Source organism: Vibrio sp. 10N.222.52.C3, from assembly GCF_041474195.1.
GTDB classification, from domain to species: domain Bacteria; phylum Pseudomonadota; class Gammaproteobacteria; order Enterobacterales; family Vibrionaceae; genus Vibrio; species Vibrio crassostreae_C.
The window spans coordinates 16,446-33,643 of the sequence record NZ_JBFRTQ010000007.1 but is presented as its reverse complement, the minus strand read 5'-3'; the positions used below and the strand labels follow the sequence as shown (position 1 = coordinate 33,643).

Here is a 17,198-nt window from a genome sequence, read left to right as displayed (position 1 = left end):
CACTCAATCTTTGTTTATTTTTGACTTCTTTTTTCTTCCGTAAATCGGAGGCTAAGTCGTTTTAGAAAAACAAGTCAAAAACGAACAAGAAGCCTCCCACACTAGGGAGGCTTTTTTATAAGGACACATTTATGACTGACCGCTCAATTTCACTGGATGATATCCGCCTTCGTCTTAATGATTTAGACGACGAACTCCTGAAGTTACTTTCAGAGCGTCGCAAGCTAAGTATCGAAGTCGCTAAAAGCAAAGTAGAGACATCAAAACCAGTTCGTGATGCAGTACGAGAACAACAACTATTAGTTAAGCTGATCAACAACGGCAAAGATAAATACGAACTTGATGCGCAGTACATTACCAAGCTGTTTCACACCATCATCGAAGATTCCGTTTTACTACAACAGTCATACTTACAAAACCTAGCGAACCCGCAAAGCCGTAAACCATTGGCTCGCGTTGCATTCTTAGGTTCTAAGGGATCGTATTCTCACCTTGCGAGCCGCGAATACTTCAGCCGCAAGAATATGGAATTGATTGAGCTGAACTGTAATCACTTCAAAGAAGTCGCATCAACAGTAGAGTCTGGCCATGCCGACTACGGTGTCCTGCCGATTGAGAACACCAGTTCAGGGTCAATTAACGAGGTCTACGACCTGTTACAGCATACGACTCTATACATTGTTGGCGAACTTTCTCAACCGATTGAGCACTGCCTTGTTGCTAAAAGTGATATCCGTTTAGAAGACATCAAAACACTCTACTCGCACCCACAACCTCATCAACAATGCAGTGAGTTCTTGAGCCGCCTTAAGGGTGTCAACCTTGAGTCTTGCGCAAGCACCGCTGATGCAATGAAAAAAGTTAAAGAATTGGGTGGTAATGACGTAGCTGCTATTGGTAATGCATCGAGCGGTAAGCTTTATGGACTACAGCCAATCCAGAGCAATATTGCAAACCAAACAGAGAACCACACTCGTTTCATCGTTGTGGCGCGTAAGCCTGTTGAAGTATCGACTCAAATACCAGCGAAAACAACGCTCATCATGTCGACATCTCAAGAGGCGGGTTCTTTGGTAGAAACACTACTGATCCTGCAACGCTTAGGCATCAACATGACTAAGCTAGAATCTCGTCCTATCATGGGTAACCCTTGGGAAGAGATGTTCTATGTCGATTTAGAGGCGCATCTGGATTCAGATAATATGCAACAAGCGATAACGGAACTAACAGCCATTACTCGCCACCTTAAGGTGTTGGGTTGCTACCCAAGTGAGAACATCAAAGCGACTCAAGTTAAGTTGTCATAGCTGAAAGTGAGTATCAGCTTTTAGCTAACATAAGTATTTGGCCTACAGCAGGCCAAATACTTAAATCACCCTCTAGTCGAGTACTATTCTCGCTAAGAAAACTCACCCTAGCATGCCTGAAACACAATTCACTTGTTTCGCACATTCGGCACGCTTACTCTCTCCACTACTTGAGCCTTTCTAACAAAAACTCATTAGTGGCTTTTTTTATCAATAAAGACAAAACCTTACCCCCTTCACAGGAAATCATCGAACTACGTATAATTAATAGCGAGTAAGCATTAAGTAACATAAACTTATGCGCTTAATTTATAAATAGTGTTGTCATTAACTATGAAGCTAAGTACTAAAATCTTACTACTAATAGCCCCTGTGATACTGATCAGTACCGCGGCTTCTAGCTATATTATTTATTCGACGCAAAAAAGCAGTTTCATCAAACGCGAAGACAACGCACTTCAACTGAACATGGAAAAACTAGCCGGATACTTTCGCCAATCTCGTTCGTTCCTCAATAGCTACTCTTACACCTTGACCCAGAGTGATATGGTGAAGCGTTATTTTCTCACTGATCAAAATCTATCTCGCGATCTTGAACTGGTCAGTAATCTTCGAGAAGCCATTCATTTCCTGCAAGATGACGATGAAAGCTATACAGGTTTAGCGCTTCTTAATGGTGATCGAAAACTGCGTTATTACGCGGATAATAGCAATGACTCACGCACTCAGATTGACAGTAAGATATTGGAGTATGTTGACCTGCACTATCAAGACACCTTAGCAACATCGAGTACCAACTATATTCAAAACTCCCAAGGCGAAGGGATGTTGGTTCACTATGACAAGGTAGATAGAAAAGCGATTTTCCCAACCGTTAACAATCAACCCGACGATGTGTTCTTTGTTGTTGTCTCTGTCTCTCTCGACAAATTTAATGCGCTGAGAAAACAGATAGAGTTCGACTACCAAACCAGTTTATTCTTCACATCCATAGCGGTTTCTTTGGAAAATGATGTCACCCACTCAGTCAAGCTTGCTCCAGAACTGTACGCCACGGTCGATCCGGCGCAATTCCTATTAGAAAACAAGCTCGATTCAATTTGGAACAAGCTGAGTTTGTCGTTTGCCCTGTCTGCGTTTGTGACTGTCGCTCTGCTACTCATGCTTCTGTCTCGCACTGTGATTACTCCAATAACGCGGCTCGATCGACAGCTACAGCAAGTCGAAAAAAAACAACGTAAGAACATCGAACGCTTGGGCACTCGTGATGAGCTTGGCCGCCTATCACAGCGTTTTTATGACATGTACCAAGAGCTAGACAACACCTACCAACAGACCAAGCTCTTGGCCGAAAATGATCAGTTAACCCAAATAGCCAATAGGCATCAGTTTCAAACCTTCGTTCAGCAATCGTTGCCAAAACCGAGTTCGAATACCGAAACCTGGGTTCTCTATTTTGACTTGGACAACTTCAAGTTTGTGAACGACAAATACGGACATCAAATCGGCGACTCGATTCTGGTCTCTTTTGCTCAGCGTATTTCAGATATTTGTCGTCACTATAAAGAGGAGTTCGACGCTCATTGTATGCCAGCCCGACTTTCTGGAGACGAGTTCGTTGTCTACATTAACGCTCCTAGTCACCGAGGAAATGTCGCGCATCGATTCTCGAATGATTTACTGACTCCACTGCAAAAAGGTTTTGTCACCGAATCAGGCAGCTTTCCGATCACGGTCAGTATTGGTATTGCGACCTACCCTAATGATGGCAACTCAATCGAGAAGCTACTGTCCAACGCGGATACTGCGATGTACCAAGCCAAGCGTGCCGGTAAAAACCAATTTGCTGACTATTCACGGGATTTAGACAAAGCCATTCAGCGCCAAGCAGACATTGAACGTGCGCTTAGAGGTAAGAATTTTGATGATGAATTCAGGCTCGTTTACATGCCCTACATGGATTCTACCGGGACTGATGTTATTGGCGTTGAGGTGTTATTGCGTTGGAATTCAAAGCAACTTGGTTTGGTTCCACCGGATGAGTTCATTCCAATAGCCGAACAAACCGGGCTGTTCGAACATGTTGACCGCTGGGTAATACAGAATGCGTTTGCTTCATTCCATCGACTTCAGACTCAATTTGATCACTCGATTCAATTGTCGATCAACTTATCTTCTGCTGGCATTGAAACCACTCACCTTGCGGGTTTCATTAAAGAACACGCGGAGTTAAATCGAATTCCACCAAGCCTAATCGATTTTGAAATCACTGAAACCTTTTACTCAAATTCAGAAGGTTTTCCATTGCTGAATGAGCTGTCATGCATGGGTTATCGACTGGCGATTGATGACTTTGGTTCCGGTTACACCTCTATCACTCAACTGGTGCAGTATCCAACTCAGAAAATTAAATTGGATAAAGCGTTTTTGGATACCTTAATTGAAACCGATAACCAGAACATCGTAAAACCAGTTATCGGGTTGTGTCATGCTCAGGGGAAAAAGGTCACCGCCGAAGGGATTGAAACTCAAGACATGCACCAGTGGTTACAGGATGCACAGTGCGATATGCTGCAAGGCTATTACTTTGGTAAACCCATGCCACTAGAAGAGTTGAGTGACTGGTACCGACAACATCAACTCAATCTAATCGACAACAAAAAGAATCCGACACATGAAATCTGTAATCATCGCATCGCTGAACCCAGCTAAAATAAACGCCGTTAAAAGTGCGTTCTTATCTGCTTTTCCTGATACTGAATTTGATTTCAAAGGCATCAGCGTCCCTAGTGGTGTCGCCGATCAACCGATGAGCAATGATGAAACCTATCAAGGTGCCGTGAATCGAGTTCACAACGCAACTCAAGCTCAGCCTGATGCAGACTTCTATGTTGGTCTAGAAGCGGGAATAGAAACAAACGTCACCTTTGCCTGGATGGTGATCGAAACGAATGGCCAACGTGGCGAGTCTCGTTCAGCAAGTCTGATGCTGCCACCAGCCGTGCTTGAGAAACTAGAGCATGCAAACGAGTTAGGGGATGTGATGGATGAAGTGTTTGGTACCGACAATATCAAACAGAAAGGTGGTGCCATTGGCCTACTGACACATAACCAATTGTCACGCAGTTCGGTCTATCATCAAGCTTTAATTTTGGCTCTGATCCCATTTGTGAATCCTGAACACTTTCCTATTTAGTATTTGAGGCTTCCTTAAACTTCAAAAGATTCCAAGAACAATCTTCAGAAACAAAAAACGCTAACATCCAGTTAGCGTTTTTTATCGAATTCGTATTCATACTATCGCGTGATAGCTTAATTCCATTATTACTTTAGCAATAGGTCGGCGATCACGACTTTCTCTTGCTCAGATTTGGCCTTTAGCTCATTTGAGCCTCTGGTTATCGTCGCTACGCCTACGCCCAGCATTTGACTCACCTGTCGTTGAGACATATCGCCTTTCATCAGCTCACAGAAGATATTAATTCGAGCAACCAGAGCATCTCGCTCGTCTGGTGTCATCATCATAGTCAACAACAGCTCGTGCTGATCTTTTTCGACAGCCGTCTTTACCAAGTCCATCAGTTGTTGCCAATTATCATATTCAGGTTGTGATGCCATATCTCTACACTTACTTTTAAATTATGACTTTAAAGAGTCGCTTAACGATTGAAAGCGTTTAACACTTTATACCGAAACACTTGATGCGATCCAATGTAAAAAGGCAGTAAGTGGAAATGGTTCGCACTCACTGCCTTTATTCTTACTCAGTTTCGGGCCAAATGCCGAAGGCTTAGTATTTCGTTTTTGCCTCATGGGGCGCTAAAAACGTCCCTTTCTCACCCAAGATATCTCGATAGTAGGTCTCAAACATCAAGATATTCTGAACGTAGCCACGTGTCTCTTTGAATGGGATCATTTCGATAAATGCAAAGGCATCGAGCTTTTCATCGCTGCGTGAACGCCACTGTTTCACACGGCTAGGTCCAGCATTATAAGCCGCAAACGCAAAGATACGGTTGTCATCATATTGAGCGAGTAAACCATCTAAGTAGTGACTGCCAATCTCAATGTTTTTGCCGACATCATAAAGATCATCGCTGCCCTGATACTTAATCTTATGTTTGTTCGCTGTGTATTGCGCCGTCTTGGGCATAATTTGCATAATGCCACGCGCGCCAACTGGAGAGCGAGCTTCTGAATCCATCGCACTCTCTTGTCTTGCTAAAGACATCAAAGTGATTGGATCGAGATCGTGCTTTTCAGCGTAGAAGTTAAACCACCACTTATGAGCAACAGGGAAGCGCAGCGCAATGTTATCCCACATCTTCGCAGAGATACTCGCTGTTACGGTAAAGTGATTCCAACGCTGTGTCGCAGCGTAAGCGGCAAGCATCTCTTTTTGCTCTTTATCTGCATTGGTCAGTAACCAGCGCCATTCACTTTTCGCTGCCGCAATTTTGTCTCGGTCAATCAGTTCACCAATACGCACCAAAGAGGTGTCGAATGGCTTCACTGTTTCAGCATTGTATTTAAGTGTCGATGTTGGATATTGAACTGGCTTACCTAACTGCTTAGCCGCAGCCACACTGTAGAAATTACGCTGACCCAAGATATCTGACAGTCGCTTATTGCCTTTGTCAGTATCGCCCGTCGCGATTTCAGCTCTGCCCTGCCAATATTGCCAACGAAGCGAAGCCTGATGTTTATCATCCAAGCGCGCTATCCACTCTTTCAAACCCGTCCAATCGGCATGTTGAATTGCTAAGCGAGCACGTCGTTCCAGCAGAACTTGCTTTGATGAACTCGCGAGCATTTTGTCGCGCCACACCATTAACTCTTCAGAGTCGGTGTTGATCAGACGAAACGTTAGGTAATCAGCGAGCTCTTGAGATTTCTCTTTCGAAAACTTCTGAGCCTTGATGACATCATCAAACACCTTTTGAGCACTGCTTGATGATTTCCTTGCTAGCTTCTCGAAAGCAAACTCGGTTTGAGCTTGGTAGAATTCATTCGCTGGATGTTTTTTAGCAAACGCGAGTACATTTTCAGGCTTGTTGTACAACGCCTTCATCTGCTTCGCTTGAGCAATTGACTCATCATGATCCAATTGCTTAATCAGATAGCTCATTAACTTACCGTTACGGCCCTCGAACGCTAGCAGCATTCTATCCAGAATCAGCTCATCAGTTCTTAGCCCAGCTTGATCCCAGCTTTTAAATAAAGGGTCACAAGCGTCATCAACACCACTACCACTCAACCAAAGTTGTTTAGCTCCTTTAAAGGCAAGCTCTTGGTTACCTTGCTCGTAATGCGCTCGATAATAAATACATTGGTATTTTTCACCGACAGGCTCTTTGGTTTGAAACTCAAGGATCGTCTTCCACTGTTTTTGAGAAGCCAATGAGTCCAAATAAGGTGCGCGCATTCGATTGGAGAAAGGCAATGCCTTGTTCTCTTCAATGAAAGCATCGACCTCAGCAGGTGTGCGATCACCTAAGCCAATCAGAAAGGCCCGATAATCGGTGTAAGGTGTTAAAGGGTATGTTTGAATTTTGTTACGCAGCGCGGAGTAAGCTTTTAGATCACGGCTGTCTAAAACATCTTGCGCTTTATCATAAACGTCACGCTGCATTTCAAGCTCGGATGCATTGCTAGCCATAGCGACCGGAGCCAGTGAAACCGAAGACAAAATTGCCGATGCAGCCACAGCAATTTTCGTATTACCAATGCGGAAAAACATTCGCTCTTTCCTTAGTGCGTGTATGAATACGTGAAGTCTATTTACGCCCGACATCACATCAAATGTAAAGGATTTGAGTGTAAATATTATTAATATTTAACACTTCGCCTCAGAAGCCCATTAAATATAGTTTTAATGACCAATGTGACAATAATAGGTAAGGATTAGTTCAAGAGTGGCTTTTCTGCCCTAGGAGTAACATCTTTGAGGATATTGGTATAAAATAGCAGACAATTTTGAACAATAATTAGGATCGATCGGCAATGGCTGAATACGTATATACCATGTCTCGGGTGAGCAAAACTGTTCCACCTAAGCGTCAAATTCTTAAAGACATTTCTCTTAGCTTTTTTCCTGGCGCTAAAATCGGTGTTTTGGGTCTAAATGGTTCAGGTAAATCTACCCTACTACGTATCATGGCTGGTATTGATACTGATATTGATGGTGAAGCACGTGCACAACAAGGCCTTAAAGTAGGTTATCTACCACAAGAGCCTGTGCTAGACGAATCAAAAACTGTTCGTGAAATCGTAGAAGAAGCGGTTTCTGACGTTGCTGACGCACTTAAGCGTATTGATGCGGTTTACGCAGCTTACGCAGAACCAGATGCAGACTTCGATGCACTGGCAAAAGAGCAAGGCGAACTAGAAGCTCTGATTCAAGCAAAAGACGGTCACAACTTAGAGACTGCTCTAGAGCGTGCTGCTGATGCACTTCGTCTTCCTGAGTGGGATGCGAAAATTGAATTCCTATCAGGTGGTGAGCGTCGTCGTGTTGCTATCTGTCGTCTACTTCTTGAAAAGCCAGACATGCTGCTTCTTGATGAACCAACCAACCACTTGGATGCAGAATCAGTAGCATGGCTTGAGCACTTCCTTGTTGATTACAGTGGTACTGTTGTGGCGATTACCCACGACCGTTACTTCCTAGACAACGCAGCTGGCTGGATTCTAGAACTTGACCGTGGTGAAGGTATCCCATGGGAAGGTAACTACACGTCTTGGCTAGAGCAAAAAGACGAGCGTCTTAAGCAAGAAAAAGCGGGCGAAAGCGCACGTCAAAAGACAATCGAGAAAGAACTTGAATGGGTTCGTCAAAACCCTAAAGGCCGTCAAGCTAAGTCTAAAGCTCGTATGGCTCGTTTTGAAGAATTGACAACTGGCCAATACCAGAAGCGTAACGAAACCAACGAACTGTTCATCCCGCCAGGTGAGCGTCTAGGTGATAAAGTTCTTGAAGTGAACAACCTGACTAAATCGTTTGGTGATCGCGTTCTTATCGACGACCTATCGTTCAGCATGCCTAAGGGCGCAATCGTCGGTATCGTTGGTGCCAACGGTGCAGGTAAATCAACACTATTCAAGATGCTAAGCGGTGCAGAACAGCCAGATTCAGGTACAGTTGAACTAGGCGAAACCGTTAAGCTTGCTTCTGTTGATCAGTTCCGTGACAGCATGGACGACACTAAGACAGTATTCCAAGAGATCTCTGAAGGCGCTGATATCATTAAGATCAACAACTTCGAAATCCCTGCGCGTGCTTACTGTTCTCGTTTCAACTTTAAAGGCAACGACCAACAGAAGATCATCGGTGAGCTTTCTGGTGGTGAACGTAACCGTGTTCACTTAGCGAAACTGCTAAAAGCGGGCGGTAACGTACTGCTACTCGATGAGCCTACCAACGACCTTGACGTTGAAACGCTACGTGCTCTTGAAGAAGCACTGCTTGAATTCCCGGGCTGTGCAATGGTTATCTCGCATGACCGTTGGTTCCTTGACCGTATTGCGACCCATATCTTAGACTACCGTGATGAAGGTCAAGTTAACTTCTACGAAGGTAACTATACTGAGTACACTGAGTGGCTTAAGCAGACTCTAGGCGCACAAGCGGCAGAGCCGCACCGTATCAAGTACAAGCGTATAGCTAAGTAAATAAGCTTGTATTTTGAACAAAGGCCGCGATAATAGCGGCCTTTGATATATCTGGCTTACGTGTAATGCATCGATATAGAGAGATTACTTATGGTTGAAAGGCGTCAATTTTCACGAGTTATTTATCAAGTCCCGACTGAGATCTCACAAGGACAAGTAAAGGTATCAGGCTCAGTGCAAGACTTATCACTCCATGGTTTACTCATTCAATGCAATGAATCAAAACAACTTAGCCATGATGTCCCTGTTCAAGTGAGCTTTAAACTCGAAAACAGTGATATCAATATTCAGTTAGAAGCAACGATAGTCTCTACCATCAATACCTCAATGCGTTTACGCATAGAGCATTTAGATATTGATAGTATCAGCCACCTTAAGCGCCTTGTTGAGCTTAATGTTGGTGACGATGACCTGCTTTATAGAGAGATTGAACACCTTACCGACTTAGGTAAGGAATAATATCTCCATTACCCTTTTTCTATTAGAAGCATTTAGTTAATACAGAACCATGTCTAAAAAAGTGTCCATTACTATTCCCTCTAGTCAGGGGGAACAGACGTTTTACTTCGGTCGAAAAGCCGTACTCATTTGCACTACTGCCATTTTTTCAGTACCGCTATTGATTGGCGGAGCGGCGTACATGCACTTCGAGAGTAAACAAGAACTCGCACTGCAAGCGGGTGATGCCCAACAGTTGATTGAAACACTGATTGTTGAAAAAGAACAAACAGAATTTCTTTATGCTGAGCAAGTAGAAACCAACCATTCGCTATCGCAAACACTGACCGAGAAAGAAGGCACGATTCAACTGCTTGGTAAGCGTGTATTCGATGTGGAATCAGTACTGGGGCTTGCTGATGAAGATCTGCTTACCGATGATATTTCTTTAGAAGATCGCATTGATGCGGCTGCAGTCGATTCAGCAGTAAGAGCCACAATGTTCCGCTTGATTCCAAACGACAGTCCGATGGCTTATCAACGTATATCTTCTTCTTATGGTAGCCGCACTAACCCTATTTCAGGGAAACGCCATGTACATACTGGTATCGATTTAACGTGTAAGCGTGGTGAAGATATTGTCGCGCCCGCAGATGGAGTCATTGAAACCGTACGCCCAAGTAAAAAAGGCTTCGGCAACTTTATTACTATGCGTCACTCGTTTGGTTTCATGAGTTCTTATGCGCACCTACAGAAGTTCAAGGTACGTAGCGGTCAATTTGTGAGTAAAGGCGATGTGATTGCGAGCTGTGGTAACTCAGGTAACTCAACTGGGCCACATCTGCATTATGAAGTACGCTTCCTTGGTCGTTCATTGAACCCTCAATACTTGATGGATTGGACACCGGAAAACTTCAACTACGTGTTCGAGAAAGAGAAAAAGGTTAAGTGGGGCCCACTGGTTCAACTGATTGATAATGTGGTTCGCTTGCAGATCAACCTGACTAACGTGCCTTACATTAGCTCGACCATCGACACCGTATCGAGTGAAGAAAGCAAAAAACCTATCACGACTAACTAGTTGTTAATGGCTAACTACTTGTTAATAGCTAAGACCTGTTGGTTTAGCCTATGATGATCTAATTGCTTTTAGCCTGCCGTAGGCCAAATGCTTTCATAGCGTTCAGCACAAACAAAAAGAGCGACCAAATGGTCGCTCTTTTTTATTTTTCAAACCACACTATTAACCACGATGAATCGAGTCATGTGCTTGTTTTAGAAGACTTTGGCTCTCTTGCAAAAATTGTTGTGAGTAGTCACCAAACCAATCACTCACTTGGTTGAAGCTCTCAACAAACTTGGCTTTATCTTTGCCATCTAGTATTTCTAACGCCTCTCCGAAACAGCTATGGAAGCGTCGAATCATTTCAATGTTCTCATCTGAAGAGAGAATGATGTCTCCGTACAAGTTCGGGTCTTGAGCAAACAGACGACCAACCATAGCAATCTCAAGACGGTAGATTGGCGAACTGAGCTTCAGAAGCTGATCGATATTCGGATTCTCTTTACTTAGGTGCAAACCGTAAGCAAACGAGGTGAAGTGACGAAGTGCTTGAATTAAGGTCATGCCGTGATCGTGTTCAGCTGCATCCATCTGACATAGGCTCGCCCCCCAGATACCAAATTGATTCAGTAGCCATTGGTAGCTTTCAGAACCACGACCATCACTGTAGACAATCACCTGCTTAGCAAGACTAGGAACATCCGGACCAAACATTGGGTGCAATCCAACCACTGGGCCTTGGTGCATGTCCATCATTGCTTGTAGCGGTTTTGACTTAATCGATGTTAAATCACAAAGAATACAATCGCTTGGTAGGTTACCTAGTTTTGCAATCACACCTTCCGTTAGGTGAATTGGAACCGTAACAACAACAAGGCCAGCATTATCTAAGATTTCGTCGGCCTTATCCCAATCTTGGCTGCCGAGGATTTTCACTTCGTAGCCAGACAGTTTGAACATACGACCAAACAAACCACCAAGTTGACCATTACCACCAACGATAACCACTGAACGTAACTCTGGGTTAAGACACTTAAAGCCTGAATCTTTTTCGCTGGCATAAGACTCACGCATAGTACGACGCAAAATATCTTCGATTAACTGTGGTGGAACCCCTATTTTCTCGGCTTCTTGACGACGAGATGCCAGCATTGCAGCTTCACGCTCTGGTACATAAATAGGTAAACCATGTTCACTTTTTACTTCCCCGACTTTCTCTACTAGAGCCAATCGCTGAGCAAGTAAATCCAACATTTGTTTATCGACAGCATCGATTTGGTCGCGTAATTCGTTCAGTTCAACGGCCATTTTATTCCTTACTAATCTATAAGCCCGTACTAACGCTGATTTCGCTAGTAACAGATCTTAAAATGCCCCATTAGATGAGGCACTTAAATTTAAAACTCTGACTAACCTTTCAAACGGTTTTCTAAGAACGGGACTAATTCCGTATGTGCATGCTTCAATAGTGCCTCAGTTGAATCCCAATTGATACACGCGTCGGTAATAGATACGCCGTATTTCATCTCATTGAGAGGTATATCCGAAGATTGGTTTCCTTCGTTAATATGGCTTTCAATCATCAGGCCGATAATCGACTTGTTGCCTTCACGAATTTGGTGAATCACATCTTCTGCAACTAGAGGTTGGCGGCGGAAATCTTTGCGAGAGTTCGCGTGGCTACAGTCAACCATCAGTGCCGCTTCTAAGCCTGATTTACCAAGCTCTTGTTCACATTCGTGTACCGATACTGAATCGTAGTTCGTTTGCTTACCGCCACGTAAAATAACGTGACCATTTGGGTTACCTTGAGTCGTAAGTAGTGCAACTTGGCCTTCGCGGCTAATACCCATGAAACGGTGGCTAGAAGAAGCTGCCTGCATCGCATTAATTGCTGTACCTAAGTTGCCATCGGTACCGTTTTTGAAGCCGATTGGCATTGAAAGACCACTTGCCATTTCACGGTGAGTTTGAGATTCAGTCGTACGTGCGCCAATCGCCGCCCAGCTGAAGGTATCTGCTAGGTATTGCGGACTGATTGGATCTAATGCTTCTGTTGCGAGTGGAATTTCCATCTCAGCAAGTTCAACTAATAGCTCACGACCAACATGCAGACCATGCTCAATATCGAAAGTGCCATCTAGATGAGGGTCATTAATCAAACCTTTCCAACCAACAGTAGTACGAGGCTTTTCAAAGTAAACACGCATTACAATATACAGTTGATCGCTCAGTTCTTCAGAAAGTGCTTTTAAGCGTTTCGCGTACTCTTTCGCAGCTTCAATGTCATGGATAGAACATGGGCCACATACAACAAGCATGCGATGATCTTTCTTATGAATGATGTTTGCGATAGTTTGACGAGACTCTTGAATGAAACGACGAGCATTATCACTCAAAGGCAGTTTTGCTTTTAACTCCTCAGGAGTAATCAGTACCTGTTCGTCGATGATATTGACATTGCTTAATTCACTTTTCTGCATAACTCAACCTGTATATTTATTTTTACACCCAACATTTCCGTTTGGGTTAACAATCTTTAAAAACACAATAACAGCTAAAAAAGCGATTGCAAGTGTAAACAATAAAAAACATTGACTGTAAATTTTATTTTACACATTAAATTTAACTCACTCTAAGAGATAAATAGGTTTAAACCACGGATCACACATACAAAAAAGGCGATATTTATCATATCGCCTTATCTAAAATTATAATGTGTTTATTTATCACTCACTGCCTAGCATTCGCTTAATCGTCTCTGAGGTCTTTTTCCACCTAGCATCCGAGTGAAGTGTCGACAAATCAAAGCTGTGTTTTTTAAGCAATGAGTTGGCTAAAGGCACCTCTTGAATCGCTAAGTGATCCAGAGCTTCAATTTGTGCATCTCGTTTATTACACATCAACACCATGTCACAACCTGCATTCAAGGCCGCTTTCGCTCTGTCGGCTGGTCCGCCCATAATGGCAGCGCCTTCCATCGTTAAATCGTCAGAGAATACCAAGCCTTTAAACCCAAGCTGCTGCTTCAATACTTTCTGTAGCCAATACTGTGAACCACTCGCAGGTTGATCATCATAGTGAGAGAAAACCACGTGAGCTGGCATCATGGCATCCAATATTCCAGCTTCAATTTGCGCCTTGAAGATTGCCATATCTGTTTCGAAGATGTCGTCTCTAGGGTCATATGGCGTCTCTAAGTGTGAGTCAGCAATCACGCCACCATGTCCAGGGAAGTGCTTGCCTGTCGTCGCCATGCCAACCGACTTCATGCCTTTGATGAAAGCGCTGCTATGACGAACAATGGTATCAATATCTTCACCAAACGCTCGGCTACCAATCGCTTTACACTCGTGGCCTTTGTCTAATACTGGCGCAAAGCTCAGATCGATATCATGGGCAATCAATTCTGCCGCCATCAACCAACCCGCTTGTTCTGCTAACTGTTCGCCATTATTCTTAGTCGCGAATTCTTGAGCAGCTGGGATAATTGAAAAGCCATCGCGGAAGCGCTGAACTCGGCCACCTTCTTGATCGACACCAATCAAAATAGGACGTTTCGCTACCTTGCGAATTTCTTTGTTTAACGCCGATAACTGTTTGCTATCGTGGTAGTTTCGAGCAAATAAGATGAGACCACCAACAGTTGGGTGATCTAAAATTTCTCTGTCTTCAGCTGTCAGCTCGTAGCCTGCAACATCAACCCACAACGGTCCCATATTTATCCCTTATTAAACCTAATTTCATAAACTTCCCGAGATTATTCTCTTTAAATTTGCTTTACAATGTTTTTAAACCAATCTGTGGAAGACTTTAAGAATGCAGTGCAAGAGCTTAGAAATGGATCATAAAGAACTGTATATCGGTGTGATGTCAGGGACGAGTATGGACGGTGTTGATACTGCCTTAGTGTCGATTGAAGATACGCGCATCACATTGCTTGCTCATGATGAGTTCCCAATGCCTGACGACCTCAAAGTGCGTCTGCTTGAAGTTTGTATTGGTCAGAAAACCGATTTAATTGCCATTGGAGAACTCGACCACCAGCTTGGCCATCTGTTTGGCGATGCGGTTTTGCAACTTCTCGAAAAGTCAGGTACACCTGCATCTTCTGTGACTGCGATTGGTAATCATGGTCAAACGGTATTCCACCAGCCAAGCGGCGAATCTCCATTTACCATGCAGTTGGGTGATGCCAACATCATTGCCGCTAAAACACAGATTCAAACGGTTGCCGATTTCAGGCGTAAAGACATGGCATTAGGCGGACAAGGTGCGCCATTAGTCCCTGCCTTCCACCATACTATTTTCCAGCCACAAGACAGCTCAGTTGTGGTGTTGAATATTGGTGGTATCTCGAATATTTCAGTGCTGCGCCCTAATCAGCCAACACTTGGTTATGATACTGGCCCGGGCAATATGTTGATGGACGCTTGGGTTGATAAACACACGGGCGATAAGTTTGACCGTGATGCCCAATTTGCGCTTAAAGGTCAGCTCAATCAAGCCTTTCTCGAACAGTTGTTAAATGAATCTTATCTATCTCAAATACCACCGAAAAGTACTGGTAGAGAACTGTTTAATCTACCGTGGCTAGAGCAACAATTAACAGAATTTAAAGATCTTGCAGCAGAAGATGTTCAGCGCACACTTTGTGAATACACCGCATTGACGATAGCCAATGAAGTGGAGACTTATCGCTTGGGTGACCAGCCTGCACTGTATGTGTGTGGCGGTGGTACACGAAATCCATTGTTGATGAAGAGGCTGTCTGAACTGCTTCCAAGTTGGGAGGTTGACTCAACCACCAGTAAAGGCGTGGACGCCGATTACATGGAAGCGATGGCTTTTGCGTGGCTTGCTCAACGTCATATTCATCAACTGCCAAGCAATTTACCAGAAGTGACTGGCGCAAGCAGAGCGGCCTCTCTAGGCGTTCTCTATCGTGCTGACTAAACAACTTTAGAACCATCATTTTAGAATCACCATTTAAGGACCATTATGAGTAACGACGCTCTCATATCAGCGCTCTCGCACCTCGTTTCGGAGGGGAGAAACCCTGACACTATGGATATTGATCTGCTCACCTCTCTCGAAGTGGTTGAAAAGATTAACCAACAAGACAAGCAAGTCCCGCTGGCGATTGAAGCGGAACTGCCACAGATCGCGAAAGCGGTCGATAAAATTGCTCATGCCTTTCAAAACGGTGGTCGACTGATTTATATGGGCGCAGGCACCAGTGGTCGATTAGGTGTGTTAGACGCCTCAGAATGCCCACCGACTTTCGGTGTTTCGGACAAAATGGTTATCGGCTTAATTGCAGGCGGACCAGAGGCGATTTTAAAAGCCAAAGAAGGTGCAGAAGACTCGCTAACTCTCGGCATTGAAGATCTGAAAGCGATTCAGTTTTCAGAAAATGATGTCGTGGTAGGTATTGCTGCGAGCGGTCGCACACCTTACGTGATTGGTGCACTCAACTATGCCAATCAGCTTGGCGCAGTAACGGTTGCATTATCTTGTAACCCTGACTCTCCAATTGCTGAAATCGCTCAAATCGCAATTAGCCCGGTGGTTGGCCCAGAAGCATTGACTGGTTCAACACGACTCAAATCAGGTACAGCACAAAAGCTGGTGCTTAATATGCTGACCACTGCCAGCATGATTCGCATTGGTAAGAGCTACCAAAACCTTATGGTCGACGTAAAAGCGACCAATGAAAAGTTGGTTGCCCGCGCCGCTCGTATCGTTATCCAAGCAACGGAGTGCGATAAAGCACTGGCGGTGTCGACACTTAAAGCGACTGATTACGATGTGAAGTTATCTATTTTGATGATTCTAACAGGGCTAGATTTAGAGTTAGCCAAGGCTCAGCTTGATAAGCAAAATGGCTTCTTGAGAAAAGCCGTCGAGAATAATCAGTAATCTTAATTTGGCTTGTAGCTTCTCATTTAGACAGCTACTTCAACGACATACAAAAAGACCAGCACACACGCGGTACTGGTCTTTTTTTAGTTTTAATTTTTTATGGCTAGCTTGGGCTTAATAGTCGTTTGAGAACTCGTCCCAGCCGCGTTGCCATTCCATACGGAAACGTTGAGCGTCTTCCGTACCAGAACACACGCCTTCATACACCTGACCAGATAAACCAATCTGATAAGCATGGTTCGGATTACAATATTCAGTCACACCTAGGTGATAACCTTCTGTGTAACTCGCTTGATCGACTGCGCCAAGCTCAGTCATCTCTGAATACGAACGCTGAGTGTGGCCTTTGATACCATCACGATAGCCAATCTCTTGCCAATTGCCTTCAGCTGCTAAATCTTGAACATTGGCGCTGCATCCTGCAAGGCTAAATGCCACGGCGAATAGTACGATTATTTTTTTCATTTCAATCCTTTATATTGTTACTTCACCACTTTCTGACGAAGCGCTGCCTTTGTGGTGATTCTCCGCTGAACGCCTATCGATGTCCACTTATTGTCTAATGTTCGCCACTTTAGGTTCATTCCGACCACTCAGAATCAATAGTCGCCGTTAAGCCAACTCAAACAACCTCTCTATAGAGCTAATAGGCCTCTCGATAGAAATATCGGCCACTCAGCACAGTGAACAAACCACTAAATCAGTTATAACACCGCTAAATTGGCTATTCGACCACTCACTCTCGTAGCGGAAGTTTCTTCTCATCGACTCCTTTAATATACACCCTGACTTAA

At 44.0% G+C, this 17,198-nt stretch carries 14 protein-coding genes and 1 other annotated feature; of the genes, 8 read left to right on the top strand and 6 right to left on the bottom strand.

Annotation, left to right across the window (positions count from 1 at the left end; all coding sequences use genetic code 11):
- Positions 1–119: a sequence feature (Phe leader region), on the top strand.
- Between the two features lie 12 nt (positions 120–131).
- From pheA to yjjX, 3 genes are all read left to right on the top strand, one after another.
- Complete coding sequence (gene pheA / locus AB4517_RS00815) at positions 132–1,307, top strand: prephenate dehydratase (protein WP_017059361.1); 1,176 nt, start codon at positions 132–134, stop codon at positions 1,305–1,307.
- A 333-nt stretch (positions 1,308–1,640) separates the two neighbouring features.
- Positions 1,641–4,019, top strand: coding sequence for a bifunctional diguanylate cyclase/phosphodiesterase (locus tag AB4517_RS00810; RefSeq protein ID WP_017059360.1), 2,379 nt, complete (start codon positions 1,641–1,643; stop codon positions 4,017–4,019).
- Positions 3,982–4,503 (top strand): inosine/xanthosine triphosphatase, encoded by a 522-nt coding sequence (yjjX, locus tag AB4517_RS00805; RefSeq protein ID WP_017059359.1) that lies wholly within the window; start codon positions 3,982–3,984, stop codon positions 4,501–4,503. Before AB4517_RS00810 ends, yjjX begins: the two co-directional genes overlap by 38 nt.
- Positions 4,504–4,631: 128 nt before the next feature.
- Here yjjX and trpR read toward each other — a convergent pair whose 3' ends face one another.
- Positions 4,632–4,925 (bottom strand): trp operon repressor, encoded by a 294-nt coding sequence (gene trpR, locus AB4517_RS00800; protein ID WP_017059358.1) that lies wholly within the window; start codon positions 4,923–4,925, stop codon positions 4,632–4,634.
- A gap of 172 nt (positions 4,926–5,097) precedes the next feature.
- Positions 5,098–7,047: a murein transglycosylase gene (sltY, locus tag AB4517_RS00795; RefSeq protein ID WP_372147714.1), complete on the bottom strand. Its 1,950-nt coding sequence runs from the start codon at positions 7,045–7,047 to the stop codon at positions 5,098–5,100.
- Between the two features lie 263 nt (positions 7,048–7,310).
- Here sltY and ettA point away from each other — a divergent pair, with 263 nt between their 5' ends.
- From ettA to AB4517_RS00780, 3 genes are all read left to right on the top strand, one after another.
- On the top strand, positions 7,311–8,978 hold the full coding sequence (ettA, locus tag AB4517_RS00790; protein WP_017056147.1) for an energy-dependent translational throttle protein EttA: 1,668 nt from the start codon (positions 7,311–7,313) through the stop codon (positions 8,976–8,978).
- Between the two features lie 90 nt (positions 8,979–9,068).
- On the top strand, positions 9,069–9,437 hold the full coding sequence (locus tag AB4517_RS00785; RefSeq protein WP_017059356.1) for a PilZ domain-containing protein: 369 nt from the start codon (positions 9,069–9,071) through the stop codon (positions 9,435–9,437).
- A 49-nt stretch (positions 9,438–9,486) separates the two neighbouring features.
- On the top strand, positions 9,487–10,497 hold the full coding sequence (locus tag AB4517_RS00780) for a M23 family metallopeptidase (protein ID WP_372147712.1): 1,011 nt from the start codon (positions 9,487–9,489) through the stop codon (positions 10,495–10,497).
- A 162-nt stretch (positions 10,498–10,659) separates the two neighbouring features.
- Here AB4517_RS00780 and tyrA read toward each other — a convergent pair whose 3' ends face one another.
- The 3 genes from tyrA to nagZ all read right to left on the bottom strand — a co-directional run bounded on the left by tyrA (position 10,660) and on the right by nagZ (position 14,198).
- A complete protein-coding gene (tyrA, locus tag AB4517_RS00775) occupies positions 10,660–11,787 on the bottom strand; it encodes a bifunctional chorismate mutase/prephenate dehydrogenase (RefSeq protein ID WP_017071391.1) in 1,128 nt (375 codons plus the stop codon).
- 101 nt (positions 11,788–11,888) lie between these two features.
- A complete protein-coding gene (locus tag AB4517_RS00770; protein WP_017629783.1) occupies positions 11,889–12,962 on the bottom strand; it encodes a 3-deoxy-7-phosphoheptulonate synthase in 1,074 nt (357 codons plus the stop codon).
- A 246-nt stretch (positions 12,963–13,208) separates the two neighbouring features.
- Positions 13,209–14,198 (bottom strand): beta-N-acetylhexosaminidase, encoded by a 990-nt coding sequence (nagZ, locus tag AB4517_RS00765; protein WP_372147711.1) that lies wholly within the window; start codon positions 14,196–14,198, stop codon positions 13,209–13,211.
- Positions 14,199–14,319: 121 nt separating this feature from the next.
- Here nagZ and AB4517_RS00760 point away from each other — a divergent pair, with 121 nt between their 5' ends.
- Both AB4517_RS00760 and murQ read left to right on the top strand, forming a co-directional pair.
- Complete coding sequence (locus AB4517_RS00760) at positions 14,320–15,435, top strand: anhydro-N-acetylmuramic acid kinase (protein ID WP_017059352.1); 1,116 nt, start codon at positions 14,320–14,322, stop codon at positions 15,433–15,435.
- A 45-nt stretch (positions 15,436–15,480) separates the two neighbouring features.
- Positions 15,481–16,401 carry an N-acetylmuramic acid 6-phosphate etherase gene (murQ, locus tag AB4517_RS00755; RefSeq protein ID WP_050651903.1) on the top strand — a complete coding sequence of 307 codons (921 nt, stop codon included), beginning with the start codon at positions 15,481–15,483 and terminating at the stop codon, positions 16,399–16,401.
- Positions 16,402–16,518: 117 nt separating this feature from the next.
- On the opposite strand, the gene AB4517_RS00750 is transcribed toward murQ, so the two are convergent.
- A complete protein-coding gene (locus AB4517_RS00750) occupies positions 16,519–16,869 on the bottom strand; it encodes a DUF2799 domain-containing protein (protein ID WP_017059350.1) in 351 nt (116 codons plus the stop codon).
- Positions 16,870–17,198 lie beyond the last annotated feature (329 nt).